The sequence below is a fragment of the Methanosarcinales archaeon genome, assembly GCA_014859725.1.
Taxonomy (GTDB): Archaea; Halobacteriota; Methanosarcinia; order Methanosarcinales; family Methanocomedenaceae; genus Kmv04.
Genome location: JACUTQ010000007.1, coordinates 1 through 15,615, shown reverse-complemented (window position 1 = coordinate 15,615; position 15,615 = coordinate 1). Strand labels below are relative to the sequence as shown.

18 protein-coding genes are annotated in these 15,615 nt (G+C 41.7%); 7 read left to right on the top strand and 11 right to left on the bottom strand.

The annotated features are described in order from the left end of the window. Window positions 1-17: 17 nt before the first annotated feature. Both IBX40_01355 and IBX40_01350 read left to right on the top strand, forming a co-directional pair. Entirely contained in the window at window positions 18-773 is a 756-nt protein-coding gene (locus IBX40_01355; protein ID MBE0522977.1) for a 7-carboxy-7-deazaguanine synthase QueE, read from the top strand. Window positions 774-787: 14 nt separating this feature from the next. Next, on the top strand, window positions 788-2,266 hold the full coding sequence (locus tag IBX40_01350; GenBank protein MBE0522976.1) for a dihydropteroate synthase-like protein: 1,479 nt from the start codon (window positions 788-790) through the stop codon (window positions 2,264-2,266). 6 nt (window positions 2,267-2,272) lie between these two features. Here IBX40_01350 and IBX40_01345 read toward each other — a convergent pair whose 3' ends face one another. Further along, a complete protein-coding gene (locus tag IBX40_01345) occupies window positions 2,273-2,665 on the bottom strand; it encodes a hypothetical protein (protein MBE0522975.1) in 393 nt (130 codons plus the stop codon). Between the two features lie 120 nt (window positions 2,666-2,785). Between IBX40_01345 and IBX40_01340 the strand changes: the two genes are divergently transcribed. Beyond that, window positions 2,786-3,688: a DUF1743 domain-containing protein gene (locus IBX40_01340; protein ID MBE0522974.1), complete on the top strand. Its 903-nt coding sequence runs from the start codon at window positions 2,786-2,788 to the stop codon at window positions 3,686-3,688. Window positions 3,689-3,729: 41 nt separating this feature from the next. Here the strand turns inward: IBX40_01340 and IBX40_01335 are convergent, their stop codons facing one another. Further along, window positions 3,730-3,936, bottom strand: coding sequence for a hypothetical protein (locus tag IBX40_01335; GenBank protein ID MBE0522973.1), 207 nt, complete (start codon window positions 3,934-3,936; stop codon window positions 3,730-3,732). A gap of 166 nt (window positions 3,937-4,102) precedes the next feature. On the opposite strand from IBX40_01335, the gene IBX40_01330 reads away from it, so the two are divergent. Beyond that, entirely contained in the window at window positions 4,103-4,462 is a 360-nt protein-coding gene (locus tag IBX40_01330) for a hypothetical protein (protein MBE0522972.1), read from the top strand. Here the strand turns inward: IBX40_01330 and IBX40_01325 are convergent. From IBX40_01325 to IBX40_01310, 4 genes are read right to left on the bottom strand one after another with little or no spacing between them, the layout of a single operon-like run. Next, entirely contained in the window at window positions 4,459-5,973 is a 1,515-nt protein-coding gene (locus IBX40_01325; GenBank protein MBE0522971.1) for an AMP phosphorylase, read from the bottom strand. The two genes, IBX40_01330 and IBX40_01325, sit on opposite strands and share 4 nt — an antisense overlap. 56 nt (window positions 5,974-6,029) lie before the next feature. Beyond that, window positions 6,030-6,788, bottom strand: a complete 759-nt coding sequence (locus IBX40_01320; protein MBE0522970.1) for an ABC transporter ATP-binding protein — start codon at window positions 6,786-6,788, stop codon at window positions 6,030-6,032. Between the two features lie 12 nt (window positions 6,789-6,800). Further along, window positions 6,801-7,580 (bottom strand): ABC transporter permease, encoded by a 780-nt coding sequence (locus IBX40_01315; protein ID MBE0522969.1) that lies wholly within the window; start codon window positions 7,578-7,580, stop codon window positions 6,801-6,803. Window positions 7,581-7,612: 32 nt separating this feature from the next. Beyond that, window positions 7,613-8,629, bottom strand: a complete 1,017-nt coding sequence (locus tag IBX40_01310; protein ID MBE0522968.1) for an ABC transporter substrate-binding protein — start codon at window positions 8,627-8,629, stop codon at window positions 7,613-7,615. 176 nt (window positions 8,630-8,805) lie between these two features. Here IBX40_01310 and IBX40_01305 point away from each other — a divergent pair, with 176 nt between their 5' ends. From IBX40_01305 to IBX40_01295, 3 genes are all read left to right on the top strand, one after another. After that, a complete protein-coding gene (locus IBX40_01305; protein ID MBE0522967.1) occupies window positions 8,806-9,327 on the top strand; it encodes a helix-turn-helix domain-containing protein in 522 nt (173 codons plus the stop codon). 92 nt (window positions 9,328-9,419) lie between these two features. After that, window positions 9,420-10,037: a YkgJ family cysteine cluster protein gene (locus IBX40_01300; GenBank protein MBE0522966.1), complete on the top strand. Its 618-nt coding sequence runs from the start codon at window positions 9,420-9,422 to the stop codon at window positions 10,035-10,037. A gap of 126 nt (window positions 10,038-10,163) precedes the next feature. Continuing rightward, on the top strand, window positions 10,164-10,556 hold the full coding sequence (locus tag IBX40_01295; GenBank protein ID MBE0522965.1) for a DUF1699 family protein: 393 nt from the start codon (window positions 10,164-10,166) through the stop codon (window positions 10,554-10,556). A 53-nt stretch (window positions 10,557-10,609) separates the two neighbouring features. Here the strand turns inward: IBX40_01295 and IBX40_01290 are convergent, their stop codons facing one another. The 5 genes from IBX40_01290 to IBX40_01270 form a co-directional block, all read right to left on the bottom strand. Continuing rightward, window positions 10,610-10,897: a chorismate mutase gene (locus tag IBX40_01290; GenBank protein MBE0522964.1), complete on the bottom strand. Its 288-nt coding sequence runs from the start codon at window positions 10,895-10,897 to the stop codon at window positions 10,610-10,612. A 9-nt stretch (window positions 10,898-10,906) separates the two neighbouring features. Next, window positions 10,907-11,758: a shikimate kinase gene (locus tag IBX40_01285; protein ID MBE0522963.1), complete on the bottom strand. Its 852-nt coding sequence runs from the start codon at window positions 11,756-11,758 to the stop codon at window positions 10,907-10,909. Window positions 11,759-12,002: 244 nt separating this feature from the next. Continuing rightward, entirely contained in the window at window positions 12,003-13,178 is a 1,176-nt protein-coding gene (locus IBX40_01280; GenBank protein ID MBE0522962.1) for a ribulose 1,5-bisphosphate carboxylase, read from the bottom strand. A 17-nt stretch (window positions 13,179-13,195) separates the two neighbouring features. Further along, window positions 13,196-14,545, bottom strand: a complete 1,350-nt coding sequence (gene glmM / locus IBX40_01275; protein MBE0522961.1) for a phosphoglucosamine mutase — start codon at window positions 14,543-14,545, stop codon at window positions 13,196-13,198. Between the two features lie 46 nt (window positions 14,546-14,591). Then, on the bottom strand, window positions 14,592-15,419 hold the full coding sequence (locus IBX40_01270) for a molybdopterin synthase (protein ID MBE0522960.1): 828 nt from the start codon (window positions 15,417-15,419) through the stop codon (window positions 14,592-14,594). Window positions 15,420-15,615: the final 196 nt, after the last annotated feature.

Here is a 15,615-nt window from a genome sequence, read left to right as displayed (position 1 = left end):
CGTACTTTTTAAAAATAATGATAAAACCGGCATACATCGGAGAGATATTTAACTCAATACAGGGTGAAGGTATCTTTGCCGGTATACGCCAGGTTTTTATCAGGTTCCAGGGCTGTCCCCTGAACTGTGGTTACTGCGATACACCCAGATCCAGGGAACGAATTGCACATTTTTGCAAAATTGAATCTATTCCAGGCTCAGGAGAATTCAAGGACATTCCAAATCCTATCGAATTGGCCACCCTTGTTGAGACTATTAATGATGTGTGGTCGCCGGGTACAAGACACCTTGTACTGACCGGTGGTGAGCCTCTGATGCATGCTGATTTTATTGATGCCCTTTCAAGAGAAGTTGATTATCCGCTATACCTGGAGACGAACGGCTGCCTGCCTGATAGGGCAAGGGATGTACAGTACGTTATTGACGTGGCAGCATGTGATATCAAGCTGCCGGAGCATAACGCTTATGATGATTATCGATCATTGCTGAAGGCAGAACTTGAGACATTAGGAGTGTTTTATGAAGCGGGTGCCGCCACATTTTCAAAGACCGTGGTCACGGATAAGACCAATGATGATGATTTGAAAACCATTGCCAATAGTTTGTCTGAAATTGATGCTGCCATTCCCCTGATCCTCCAGCCTGTGACCTCCTGTCCAGGATTTGAGCCTCCTTCAACACAAAGGTTACTTGAACTATTGGATGTAGTGGGAGATTATCTCATAGATGTCAGAGCTATCCCCCAGGTGCATAAGATTATGGGGCAGTTGTAACACATTAGACTATTATGCGAGTGTTGGTAGTAACGGCAAGGAAAGCTGCAGAAACAGTAAAAAGCGCTGTTGGTGATATGGCAGAAGTCCTCGTATTAGATATTGATATTGCTGCATTTACAACTCCTACACGCCTGAAAAATTCTCTTTCAAACGAAAAATTCGACCTCATAATCATCCCTGGGCTTGTTTCAGCTGACTTTTCCAGTTTTGAAAAGGAACTGAGTATTCCAATTCGCTTGGGTCCCAAACATGCCATAGACCTTGGACTGGTAATATCAATCCTCAGCGAATTAGAATTATCAACTACCATCCCTGCCTGTGAACTGTTAACAACAAAGCGGCGGGAGAATGCCCTGATATCACTTGAAAAAATTGAAGAATCTGCTAGTCCGGTATTGATGCTTGATAATGTAAAGATCGGGGGTGGTTCAATTATAAAGGTCATGGCCGAAGTAGTAGATGCTACTTCACTTTCCAAAAATGAGCTGGCCAACAGGACACACCAATTCCAGGCAAAAGGAGCTGATATCATAGACCTGGGCGTGGGAATGGCAGCTACGTCTGCTGAAGTCCGTGCAGCAGTCGAAACAGCCAGGGAAATCTCTGAAGTGCCCCTGAGTATAGATACTCTGGATGCTGAACTTATTTCTGCTGCAGTGGAATCCGGAGTGGATCTTGTACTTAGCTTGAATTCCAATAATATTGATGCTGTGGGCCAGATTATATCTGAAAAAAACATTGCTGCTGTGGTCATACCTGACAGCGAAGGTGGATTGGAGAGCCTGTTTGCCAACATCAGATCAGCTCAAAACATAGGGATTTCAAAGATTATTGCAGATCCTGTGCTGGCCCCTCCTGGAGAGAACATGGTGGATTCGATGTTTTGCTACAGGCAATTTAAACAGGAATGTCCCGATATCCCCACTTTCTTTGGTGTAGGGAACATAACAGAACTTATGGATGTAGATTCGGTGGGCGTAAATGCAATGCTTACTGCTTTGGGTTGGGACCTGGATGTGGATATTTTATTCACTCCTGAATACAGCGATAAAGCCCGGGGCAGTATTTCTGAACTCAAGACTGCTGCATACATGATGACTCTGGCAGGACAGCGCAAAAGCCCGCCAAAAGACCTTGGATTGGATCTTCTGATATTGAAGGAAAAACGATTCAGGCCATTTGAACTGGTTCCTGATGAGTATATAGAGGCGGAACCATCATTTCAATGGACGCGGGATGCGGCAGGCAGTTTCAAGATAAGTATCAGTGAAAGTAGTGTTCTGGGGGGTTCTATAAGATCCGGCCGGATCATTGCCCAGCATACAAAATATACCATTGTTGGAGATAATGCCAGAGAGGTCTTTGATACCATACTTGACATGGGTTTGGTTTCAAGGCTGGATCATGCTTCATACCTTGGCAGAGAATTAATGAAGGCCGAGCTTGCATTAATGATGGGGCGCAGTTATGCACAGGATGATGAATTCTAGATATCCTTAAAAAAGCGACTTTTTTTCAGGAACATCCATTTCAGCAGTTTTTCCATATTCTTCATCGAGTTTGAATAACGTGTGTGTTTTTCGCCCCTTCTTTTTTCGAGCATAAAGGATCAGACCCCCGACTTCCAAATACCTGGAATATACCTCGTCAAATTGTATACGTTCCAGGGCATCGAGTTCAAGGAATATGGTGCGATCTTCCAGCTGGTCATATACTGTCAATACATCCGATTCCCTGAGCCTTTTGAGTTCCTGAATCGTGTCGTTGTTGGTGGATTCATCGATAAAAACACTTCTTTTGAGTTTTGGAGACCATCCGATTCTTTGTGTTTCAAGTTTCAGAACAGTAATTGCTTTTAATTTGCCGTCAAGATTTTTACCTCTACTCAAAATGTCACCAATGTTATGATTAACCGGTGATTACAAAACATTTTTTACTTTAGTCATTGTTCAGTATACATAATCTTTTAAATATCAAATGATATTTCAAATTAACAACGGTGCATTGTAATGAAATTGAGCGACCCTTATACAGTTACTTATGATGGAATATGTGCAGTATGCGACCGCACGAATGAATTGGTGGATGTGATAGAAAAATCTATGTGCTTTGGCGGTTCTGCCTGGACCATGCACCATTACGCCAGCAGCCCACAGGTTCTGGATGTAAGGTCAATTGGGAATATGATCCGCTACCGTGCTAAGGTTGGCACTTCCAAACTCAAACTGGAGGCTTCGGTTGCAGCTGCAGGTATAGAATCAGTAATTGTGAATGGTAACGATGTGGAGATCACGTATGCCGGGCTGGGAGGTGGAGGTGTAGGTGCTACTGTATGCCGCGCTAATAGTAAAGGTGTAATCAGGTCCGAGATTACTGAATCAGGTGGCGGCAAGGCAGCCAAAGGGACAATCGTAGTACAAAGACTTGAACGAGTGCTGGTGGGCATTGATGATACTGATAATAAGGAGGGGGGAGCCACATGGACACTTGCCCATAATATCGCATCATTCCTCGACACTGCTGATGCAAGGTACCTTTCCCATGCACTGGTACAGCTATTTCCCGCCCCTACCAAGACCCAGAATTGTGTATCTGCTGTGCTTGAATTCGGGTGCACCAATAATAAAGCGAAGCATAATTTATTAGAGGGTATCAGGTCAGGATTAGAAAAATATAGTGTATCTGATGAAACTGGAATGGTGGTGTTGGACGATTTTGATGCAGCACCCCTGGAAGAATATAGCAAAAAGTGCAGGACCCAATTACTGACAAAACAGTATGCTAAAGAGATCGCCCAATCCAAGAATGTCCAGATATGGATGAGGGGCAATGGTATCATTGGAGCTCTGGCGGCCCTGCCGTGGTACACCAGGCCCAATGAATCAGTTAAACTTGAACAGTCTTATCTATGACGTCCTGCAATAAATACTGCATCTGAAAAAAAGAAAAAATACTATAATTCGCGTACTACATGAATGTTGGAAAATGGGATATAATGCTTCTTTCCTGCCCATTCCCCTTCTAATGGGAAAAAAATTAAATAATGGTCTTCATGTTTTATCTCGATCACTTTGGCTGAAGTAATCCAGCTGTCAAATACAGGTTTCCCCTTCCCATCAATATACCTTTTACTTTCAATTAAATATTTTCTTTCTGTCATTGAAAACTCACCAATGAGTAAATAAAAGTAAACAGTAATTAAACTTGCTATTTGAAAAAATGCTCGATAGTAGACCAAAAACCAATCATACACAATCGTGCAATTTAAATATTGTATCATCTCATAATATAAGAAACCCGAATTATAATTTTTTGGTGGTCTCTGCGTGGTTGAAAAGATTGATATCTCAAGAATTGGATGCATACTGGAACTTGACCCGGTAAGGATCGAAGAAGTAATTGAAAAAGGAAGTTGTACCCTTGTTTCACCCAAATTATTCAATAAAGGTGTATACAAAGTAAAAAATTCCAGGAATAATCAAGTGGAAGATGTTGCAGTCAACATCAGAAAGATAGAGGCAGCTACATACAAAGGTCTTGTGGAAGAGTTTGGAGAAGAATGCGTCGATGCGAACCTCTGGGAAAATGTGCCTGAGGGTTCGGTAATATTCTTTTACTCCTTCAATCTGGAAACCGACCTTGTGGAGTATGAACTCAAACCAAGAACAGAATACATCGAAGCTTAAAATATGGCTGTGCCTGCAACAGTCTCCAGCAGCATTCCTTCAACTAAAATAGGTATATCCTTTTTTGCACTGTTAATGGCATTAGTGAGTTTCCATTCCTTCTCGGCATAAAGTGTCAAAATCGGTTCTCCCTTTTTCACAGTCTGTCCTTTCTTTTTATGGATCTGGACACCAGCGCCTTTATCATTTGGTGCACCAAGGAATCTTGCAATTTCAACTATCCGCTTATTATGGAATTCTACCACATAACCTTGAGATGGGGCAAGGATATCTGTGGTATATTTACCCAGTGGAATGTCCTTTGAGGTCACATTCGGATTGCCACCCTGTATCTCGATTATTTCACGGAATTTCTCCAGTGCTTTTCCTGACTTCAAGATATCATAGGCTTTTGCCCTGCCTTCTCCTTTATTGGCAACTCCACCCATTTCCAGCAACAGTCCTGCAAGTCCTACACTTTTATGAATTAGACTGTTAGGACCTTCCATGGACTCTAAAACTTTTAAAGCTTCAATTATTTCAAGCCCACACCCCACGGTCCTGCCTACCGGGGAGGCACCGTATGTCATGGCACATTCCACCTGCATTCCAAGCCGGGCCCCCAGATCGATAAGACCCCTGGCCAGGGCTCTGCCTTCTTCGACGTTCAGCATTTTTGTCCCGATTCCCACCGGAATATCAATTACCACACAATCGGCACCAACAGCGCCTTTTTTTGCCATGATACTGGCAAGCAGCTGGCAGCTTGGGTCAAGAGACAGCGGATATTCTACCTTGATCAGTTTGTCATCTGCAGGTGCAATATTGGTAGCACCGCCCCAAACGATCACGCCGCCCACTTTTTCCGTCATAGATTTAATCTCCTCAGCGGAAAATTCCACTGGGGCAAGAATCTCCATCAGATCAGCGGTCCCGCCCGCACCTGTAATAGCTCTACTGCTGGTCTTGGGTATCAAAAGTCCTGCTGCTGCAACTATTGGGACAATTAAAAAAGAGATCTTATTTCCAGGTACACCACCGATGCTGTGCTTATCCATAATAGGATGCACATCAAACTCGATCTTTTCACCAGTATCTATCATGGCACGGGTCAGCCATTCTGTTTCCTGGGGAGGCAGGCAGTTCATATGTGTAGCCGTAATAAAAGCAGCCAACTCAACGTCGCTTAGACTTTCCTTAACAATATCTCCAACCAGTTCATAGATCTCTTCCCGGTTTATCTTCTCAGCATTCATTATCTTTTTAATAGTTCTTACAGAAGCAGGTTTGGTGGCTGGAGTAATGTCAACAGTACTTTTAATGTCAATATGCTGCATAATCTCATAATAAACGCCGATAGTACCCTGGCTTATTATATCATCCGTTGTGTCAACAATAGCTGTGATAAATCCATGGTCTTTTATCCTGACCCTGTCTCCGGCATTTACTCCCAATTCCTTAGCATCCAGATTGTTTAATACAACTTTGTTCTTTCCGACTTTGATATTGATAGGTTGGATAGATAATTCCATGAGTTCATCCATTTTTTTATATTTGAAAATAAAATATGATTGCTACTTTGTATATATTAGTCTATTGCTGCTATCTCGCTACTTAATGAAGATAATAATCGCTCGCGGATAATATTTGCTTCCAGGCTGGTACGGTCCCTGGGTCTGGGCAGATCAATATCGATTATTTCTTTAATCTTTCCCGGGCGGGCTGTAAATACCATTACCCGGTCTGCCAGAAATACAGCTTCATCAACACTGTGGGTTATGAACATAATGGTTTTTTGTTCCTTCTCCCAGATCTTCAATAATTCTTGCTGTAAACTGTTGCGGGTTTGAGCATCCACTGCTCCAAAGGGTTCATCCATTAATAGAACCTGTGGGTCATTAACCAGCGCCCTGGCAATGGCCACTCGCTGTTTCATACCACCGCTAAGTTCATGTGGATAACTGTCAGCGAACATTTCCAATCCCACCAGTTCCAAATACTCATTGGCTATCTTATTCCTTTCAGCCTTCGGGATTTTCTTCAATTCCAAACTAAAGGTTATATTTTTAAGTACAGTTCGCCATGGGAACAAAGAGTATTCCTGGAATACCATACCCCTGTCAGGTCCAGGTGCCAGGATAGGCTCATTCTTCAAAGTCACTACACCGCTATCAGGTTTTTCAAGTCCGGCAATGATACGCAACAGAGTGGTTTTTCCACATCCGGAAGGCCCAATAATACAGACAAATTCCTTATCCTTTACTTCAATATTGATATTTTGCAGTGCTTGAACGTCATATCCATCATCTGCCTCGTATATTTTACAAATATTTTTAACACAAAGCACTTGATCACCTGTTTAGACTATGACTCCTTCCTGCCATTTGAGCCACCAATTTTGAACAATGAACCTAAACACCCTGTCAATTGTAAGTGCAATAAAACCGAGGATCAACATATAGGTGAGTACCAGGTCCATATGATGCAGGTCATTCCAATGCCAGATCTTCCAGCCAATTCCATATCTACTGACCCCGAATAATTCAGCAGCCACAACACACATCCAGCCCACACCCATCCCGACCCTGACCCCTGTTGCAATATGAGGTAAAGCTGAAGGAAGTGCGATCCTGAGAATAATATCATGGTTTTTAAGACATCCCAATACCTTTCCCGATTCCACAAGTACACGGGGCGTATTCTTAAATCCCATATATGTGTTAATCAATATTGGAAACACGGCTCCCACAAAAATCACAAACCCTGCCGCATATTTTGTAAGCCCGAACCACAAAATAGCAAATGGGATCCATGCAAGAGGTGGTATTGGACGTACCATTTCAATAAGAGGATCAACTGCCCTGTTAACTTTCTTGAACCAACCCATCATTATTCCAATAGGTATCCCTACAAGAGCTGCTACTCCAATACCAATTATAAAATAATTCAGACTGGTCAGGATATCCAGATACAGCTCACCTTCCTGTACTAATTTGATAAATGCTTCTACTACCTGAATGAAACTTGGCAGGATGTATTTTTTATTAATTATCCTTGCTATAATCTCCCATATGATCACAGCCACTGCTATAGAAGTTACTTCAAGTACCCGTTTCCTGAACATAGGGTAGATATCCATGCAGTCTAAAAGGAATTTAAGGATGAAGAGCTTTACTCTTCACCCATTTCAGCCTTGATTTTGTTATAGAAACTCAGATCGAACAGATCATCCTGTGTTAACAACTTTTTTGTATATCCCAGATCATGCTGTACGCTGGCATATTCCAGGGTTGTTTCCAGCTCAATACTGGGGTCGCTGACCCAGTAACCGTCCCATTCCTGAATTGATTTGAGGGAAATATTATAAGGAACTCCGATATCATCTGAAAATATTTGAGCTGCTTCTTCCGGATTGTTTCTATTATACTGGGTTGCCCTGATATGGGTCCTGACGATCTGTTCAACCAGATCTGGATGGTTTCGAATGAGATCTCCAGATACCAGTACGAGACAACATGCATGCTGGGCCCACATTTGTCCAGACTGCACCACAACTATGCCATAACCTTCTGCTTCTATCACGGTAGGATTGGGATGGGGGAGGAATACGCCGTCCACATTTTTTGAAGCCAGGGCGGTCTTTGCATCTGCACCTGACATCGGTATTATGGTAAGGTCTTCCTTTGGATCAATATCATTGTCCATTAGCCATTTTCTAAGCACTGTATCCTGCAGTGTTCCTGCCGGGAAGGTGGCTATCTTCAAACCCTTCAGGTCCTGTGGTGATTCATAAGGTATGTCAGTTCTCAGCACAAGATCAGAACCCTGGACCTGGGCCCCGGCAACGATCTTTGCATCTAAACCTTGATCAATGGCAGACAGTGGGGGAGTGGCACCCACATAAGCCACATCGATCTCTCCGGCAAGCATGGCCGTCATTTCAGGAGCTCCTGTAGAAAAAAGATATTCAGTTGTAGATGTTACACCATATTGCTCCAGGTCTTCCAGCCACCAACCTTTGGCATCGGCAGTCATATAAGCTAACTGATGCGTACTTGGCTGGTATCCAAACCTTATTTCTTTCAACTCTTCTACTGTTTTCTCTTCTTTGGAAGGACCTGTACATCCTGAAACCAGCAACATTCCTAATATAATCAAAACAGCTAAAATTTTAATATATTTGTTCATAATATTATGCCTCAGTTCCCTTAAACGCATATTTATTAACGTGTTTAAATTAAGAAAACTCAGATATGAATATATAATCATTTCCAATTAAGAGGATATTTTATCCAGAAAGTATTAAATGGTAGATTGAATTATACTATTGTGACAATTTTATTATAATGAAATATGGTGATTACATGAAATCTGCTGAAAAAGTTATGAGAGCAGCCTTTGAATCTGATGAAGTATTCCAGGAAATCCTGTCCAGAGTGATAAAAGAGGAATTAAGAATGACAGCAACAGAATTTAGCGAAAAGTCCGGCATTCCTCTAAGTACATTATATAAGATCCTTTCCGGACATCGGGACCCCAATATGAAGACAGTACGGGAGATCGTAAAAACAATAAAAATGATCGAAGGAGACGAGCACGGTGAATTTATTGCGGTAATAGCAGCCAGGCCGGTACTTGATACTATTATTGAGAAAAAGATGCTTATGGATGATAAATTAGTTACGATCAGGGAATATTCTGCTACTTCCATGGAAGAAGCTATTGTTGCAGCTATAAAAGCGGAAAAGGATGGAGCAAAAGCACTTGTTTGTGCACCCATTGTCAGCCCTACCGTGGAAAAAGTACTGACTATCCCTGTAACTGCAATAATGCCAAGGGATAGCCTGATAGAAGCAATTAAGCTGGCTGCAAAAAAGAGTAGATAAACCCCTTGCTTTGTACTGTCCTTCTGGAAGCTGTTAATATACAATAACCCTAAATCAATATTGTGATAATTACAAATGAATCTATCAATGAGATGAAAAAAAAACTCGCTGTTGCAGAGGAAATCATTGAATCTGATCTTGCTGATCAATTGAAAAGTATTGGCTTTGAATGTATTAGTTGTGGAGAATGTTGTCGATCATTTTCAGGGGATAATAGAGTTATTGTTTTTCCAGGTGAGGTCAGGAAGATAATTAAAACTAATAAATTAAATTGGAATGATATATGTAAACCTTCTATACCCCTGTTCATTGATGATATAGGAATATTACATGCTTTTGAATGGGAACTGAATAGACATGAATCAGGAGATTGTGTTTTTTTAAATGATAATTATACCTGCAAAATATATGATCAACGACCATGGATTTGCAGGACTTATCCTTTTTATCTGGTATTTGAAAATGGAGATCCCAACCCGATGGTTTCTGATTGCCAGGGATTTGGAGGATCGATAAATGGAAACGAGGCATTAGAACTGGCAATGTTATTGAAGAAGAGGCTCGTTGAGGAGATTCGGGAAGAAGTTCAGGTGTTAATAAATCTGGAGAATTATGACAATTGGAACTTAATAAGAGATTACTCACAATTAGGTATAAAAAAAAAATCCAGGATTGCTGTACATGATAGTGCTGGCATTCATATTTGTTAGATTTCTTAATTGATAAAAAATGGTAATTATTTCAAGTAATATTTGATACCAAATAAAAATGTTATATTTGTTGTAATGTGAAAAGTTTTAAGTAATATCAAGTAATTTTATGATTTTGTGAATAAAATGAAAATTCGAGTAGTAAGTTCCAAAGATGAAATAGATGCACTGGATAAAAAAGAAGAAATGGTACACCTTACATTCAGGCCATCGAACAAGGATATTATGATCCTAGTAAATAAATGTCCAGACCTAAAAGCGATCCATGTTGCCGGGTCATTTATGAAAACGATTTCAGAGTCCACTAAAATATTCCTTAAAATGCAGAATATAGGTCTTTTGGAAGGAGATGTATGGGGTCATAGGAAAGACATAAATGAATACTATGAAATAAATCCAGTATTTTTTACGAAAGTAAAAACAATGAAAAGTGAAGGATTGTCAGAATCAGAGATTATTGACAAACTTGGTCGTGAAACCAGACTGGATATTGACTTGATTAAATTCCTTATAAAATAAGCAAGTCCACTTTTTCTTGTTCATTCATTTTTTCATTTTTTTATAATGATATTCTATGGAAGATTACCTTCGCCTTTAAGTTCATGCTGTCGTTCAATACTCATTTTAATTAGTATTTTGAATATATTCTTTACTTCACCGCCATCAAGTCCACATTCTGTAGCAATATTGGAAACTCTTTCCAATACCTCATGATTCCGTCCCTCATCATTAATGGGTTTATCTTCATGTTTTTTTGCTTCCAGTACGTCCCTGGCCATATTGGTTCGTTTTGCTATCAAATTAATAATATCATGGTCGATAGCTTCAATTTCTTTTCTTACATTTACGAGTTTTTTCATAGTTGATCACTACCTTCCGATTTTGGCACCAATATTATTGACTTTTGTCCTAATTACTTTACCGTCCAATGTTGACCAGACATCTATCAACTTATCTGCTTTTTCTCCATTAGTCAGAGCAGTGTAAGCTGGCCCTGTCCCTGATAAGCTGACACCGGTGATTCCCACCTCTAATGCCATAATCATGGGTTCAACACTAAAGCCCAGTGCACTGCAATATAGAAAACCATTGAGTGTCATAGCTTTTTCATATTCACCCAGTTGTGTTAGTTCATGGGCTACATTAATCCATGGCCCGATCAATCGGGACCGTCCAACATCGGTCTTTGAGCTAAATGCTTTTTTATCAGGAGCGTAAATGATCACTTCAGATTCCATCTGGTCCCTTAAGATCAGGGTATTGGACATGTTATCTGTGATCACTACCCCACCCAACATTGAAGCAGCAGCATCATCAAAAGCACCTGTTATGGTTACACCCGCATCCAGAGCTGCGTGTACACCCAACCTGGCAGCATCCAGCGGTTCCATACTTTCACCCAGAGCATCCAAAGCAGCCAGGACTGTAGCATTGGCTGCAGCGCTACTGCTTTTAAGACCTGATGCAATAGGAACTTTACTTGTTGTCACGATTTCTGCCCCGCCTGTATGATTGAACCTCTCAAATACAAGCAGGACGCATCTCTCAATAAGTTCTGGATTTCCGCCTTCTTTGATTGTCCCTCTTACCATATCAGATTCATTCAATCTAACTTCAGCGCTGGTCTTAAGGTCAATCCCAAAAGCTGCACCTTTCCATGTTGCAATTGCATTGATTATTGTTCCGGCACCCAGTGCCCGGGCAAAGCCTATTCCTGCCATGGTTAGAGATAATTAACTGCAGGCGCACCCTTCTATGTTGGCAAATTTTTCGTAAACAGGGCAATTCATAAAATTGTCATCCTTGGTGCAGAATGTTTCTAGTTCATCTGGTTTTGGTTTATAGAATTTTGGGTCAAGTTTGCACCGGACTCCTGAAATATGTGGACATCCATCTGTCAATGTATCACCTCGAAACTGCTGGATTATAGATTGTAGCACAAAATATTATTTAAGGATTCGGGTATCAGCCCCACTTTTCTATGGCTTGTTTAAGTTCTGCATGATTCCGGGAATATTCTTTAATAGATACACCTTCCATAGCTGCATCAACTGCCTGGCGCATAGCTTTTGCACCGCCAACTGTGCCGCCCGGATGTCCGTGGACTCCTCCGCCCGCCTGCACAATACAGTCCACACCATAGCCCACTACATTTGGGGCGACGTTCAAAGGACTAAGACCTCCTGATGCCACAGGGAATACACTCTTGAGCCCGAACCACTCGTTCTTAAGGGCATCCCGGTTCTGATCGTTCTCAGTAATATCGCTATCCATCTTTCCTTTATAGCTCCCTGTATGAAGGTTTGTCCCTCCCGCCATCCTGACAAGCTTTGATATGGCCAGCATTGAGATGCCATGACGTCGGTTTCTGGTAATTGCTCCATGCATTGTCCTGTGTACATGAATGGGAAGATCGATATTGGCTGCAAGTTCCTGCAAAGCGTCAAATCCTGCGGTCAGCACATCCACCATGACCATGTTTGCTCCCAACTCCTTCATTTGTTCAGCCCTCTCCACGATATGTGCTGCCCCAATTGTCACATTTACAGCGTAAAATACCTTCTGGCCAGTTTCAGCTTCGGCCATGTCCAGTTTGTTCATAACCATGACCAGGCGTTCCTCTATGGGGCAGAAACTTTGATCGGTCAGTGTCTCGTCATCTTTTATCAGATCAAGTCCGCCCAATGCAGCTTCATATGCGACCTGAGCTGTCTGTGCAGGATTAAGACCAACTTTGGGCTTTATTATAGTACCCACCAATGGCCTGTCATGAATACCCAGTATCTGCCTTGCTTCCTTGATACCATACCTGGGTCCGCTGTGTGCTCTAACCAACTTTTCAGGGTATTTCACATCCTGCAGCCTGACATTCTTAAGAGCCCCCAGCCCGAATAGATTGCCTGCGATCACAGAAAGATACTGGGGTATATTACCTGGTTCGAATAGTTCAACCGGATATTCTATCTCCACATTATTGCCTTCTGCTTTCAATACCCGGGCATCAAGAAGGTGTGCCGGATCCCCTTCTTTTAACGTACTGACTTCAGTCCATGTACCGGTCGATTGCTCGGCTGCTATTGCGCCAGCAGCTTCTTTTATGGGCATGTCAGTCTCAACATAATATTTGGCTACTACATCCATATCGTATCCCCTATTTTTCAATTCGCATTGCAATCATTTACCAGATTTGACCCAAAATCCAACAATTCTCGGGCACAATTCAATGATTTTGATTCAGCAAATATCCTGACCAAAGGTTCAGTTCCACTGGGTCTAATGAGTATCCAACCGTCCGGATACCAAATCTTAATGCCGTCAGTATTGTCAATATCCTGACCTTCTACGGCCTTCCCCACTTTGTTCACCACTTCTACAGGATTCGCAACTTTTATCTTTACCTTGAAATTGTGATAAACCGGGATTTTTTTCTTTAATTCTGAGAGTTTATTTCCTTCAGCCAAAAGCTCCAGCATCCTGGCTGCGGTCATTGCACCGTCCCTGCAGTATTGGAATTCCGGGAATATCAACCCACCATTTCCCTCGCCACCGAAAACAGCCCCGGTTTCTATCATCTTCCGTGCAACATCTATACTACCAACCCGTGTCCAGATCAATTCCGAGCCTTTTGATTCGGTTACATCTTTTATCTTTAATGACGAACTGACAGGAGTTACTATTTTACCTGTTTTTTTATCCAGAACATGGCTGGCAATCATTGCAAGAAGATCCTCTTCATCAAGGAACTCCCCGGTTTCATCAACAAAAGCTACCCTGTCCGCATCTCCGTCATGAGCGATCCCGATATCTGCTCCCGCAGCTTTAACCATGCTAAAAAGATTAGTCAATTCATCTCGCGTGGGTTCCGGGGCCCGACCTGGAAATGTACCATCTGGCTGGGCATTGAGGCTAATAACTTTACAGCCCAGTTTACTTAACAGGAATGGGGTTACCATGCAGCCTGCCCCACACCCAGGGTCTACTACCACAGTAAGAGCAGCCGAACGGATGATATCAACATTAATTTTTGAAATAATTCCATTAATATATGCTGGAATAGCTGTGGAATCCCTTAAAAATCCGCCCGTCTCATTCCACTTAGCTTTATGAAAATCTCCTGAATAGTATATCTTTTCAACTTCGGCCTCTCCTTCCCGTGAGAACTCAGTTCCATCTCCTGCTATGATCTTTAACCCGTTATATTCCCTGGGATTATGGGAGGCAGTAATCATAACTCCGGCATCAGTTTTATCGCGTATATAATATTGCAGGTTTGGTGTGGGTAATACTCCCACATCTACTACTTCCAGCCCGGTAGATAATATTCCTGCAATGGCTGCACCTTTTAACATATGACCTGAAATGCGGGTATCTCTTCCAATGGCAACTTTTGTACCAATATTATGCAGACGCATATATGTACCCAGACTCTTTCCCAGGTTCATTGCTAATTCAGGTGTCATATCCACATTAACAATTCCCCTCACACCATTGGTGCCAAATAATGTCATTGTTCTATCACGCCTCTAAAATGGGATTAGGACTGAATAAACCTTTTTACGGATGATCATCCACCCAGAATTCACCTGTAGTCGTGTGTTCCTTTTTCCATATGGGCACCTCAGCCTTCACACGTTCTATAGCATCAGAAAGTGCAGGGAATAGCTGTTGCCTGTGGGAAGCCGCAACCACGATATATACTATATCTTCACCTGGTTCGATCCAACCTGTCTTGTGATGTATAATTACATCAATTATTCCATCTATCGCAATCAGGTCCTGTTCTATCTTTTTGATCCTGTCAAATGCTGCACCTTCGTATGATTCAAAATCCAGTCCTTTAGTTTCCACATCCTCTGTCTTTTGCCTGACAATGCCTGTGAAACTTCCTATGGCTCCTGCTTTATATATTAGGGGATTCTGTTTTACTTTAAAGATAAGGGAATCAAGGGTTTGATAATCTGGTTGGGATTCAATAATATCAATGATATTTATAATATCATCTTCAGTCAGGTCGTCATGATCCTTGAACTTGATCAGGGTATTAATAACCTCCAGGTCACCTATCACGATCTTAGGGAGAGAGCTATCCTTAAAACCTTCAACCAAAGCATAATCCATACCGCTGTTTGCAAGTTCACCCAGAGCATTATCAAGACTGGTTGAAGAAGTATATTTAGCAGAACCTGATGGTGTCACCCCTATCACTATTGATGCACCTGCATCGACATGCCTTCTAGTATCTGTATTATCTGAATTTAGTTCATAATCATGCAGGTGTTTCACAGTGCCCACAGCCCCGCGTTTTTCCAGTACTTCAACAAGGCGTTCCACAAGAGTTGTCTTGCCTGATTTTTTATAGCCTGTAATGGAGATGATCTTCATAGTAAGTTCATATTGGGATGTTATATTTTAGACTTGTGGTGGACAGGAAGATTGGTGTTGGGCAGGATATTATAGAAGAAAGGATTAGGGTGTTAAAAAGGCGTGCTCAGGTACTATTGTTTTTTGATGAAGGATTTGAGGTAGTGTCTCAGCAATTTAGTTCCGGAACACTTTATAACCGCTGAGCACCATGATA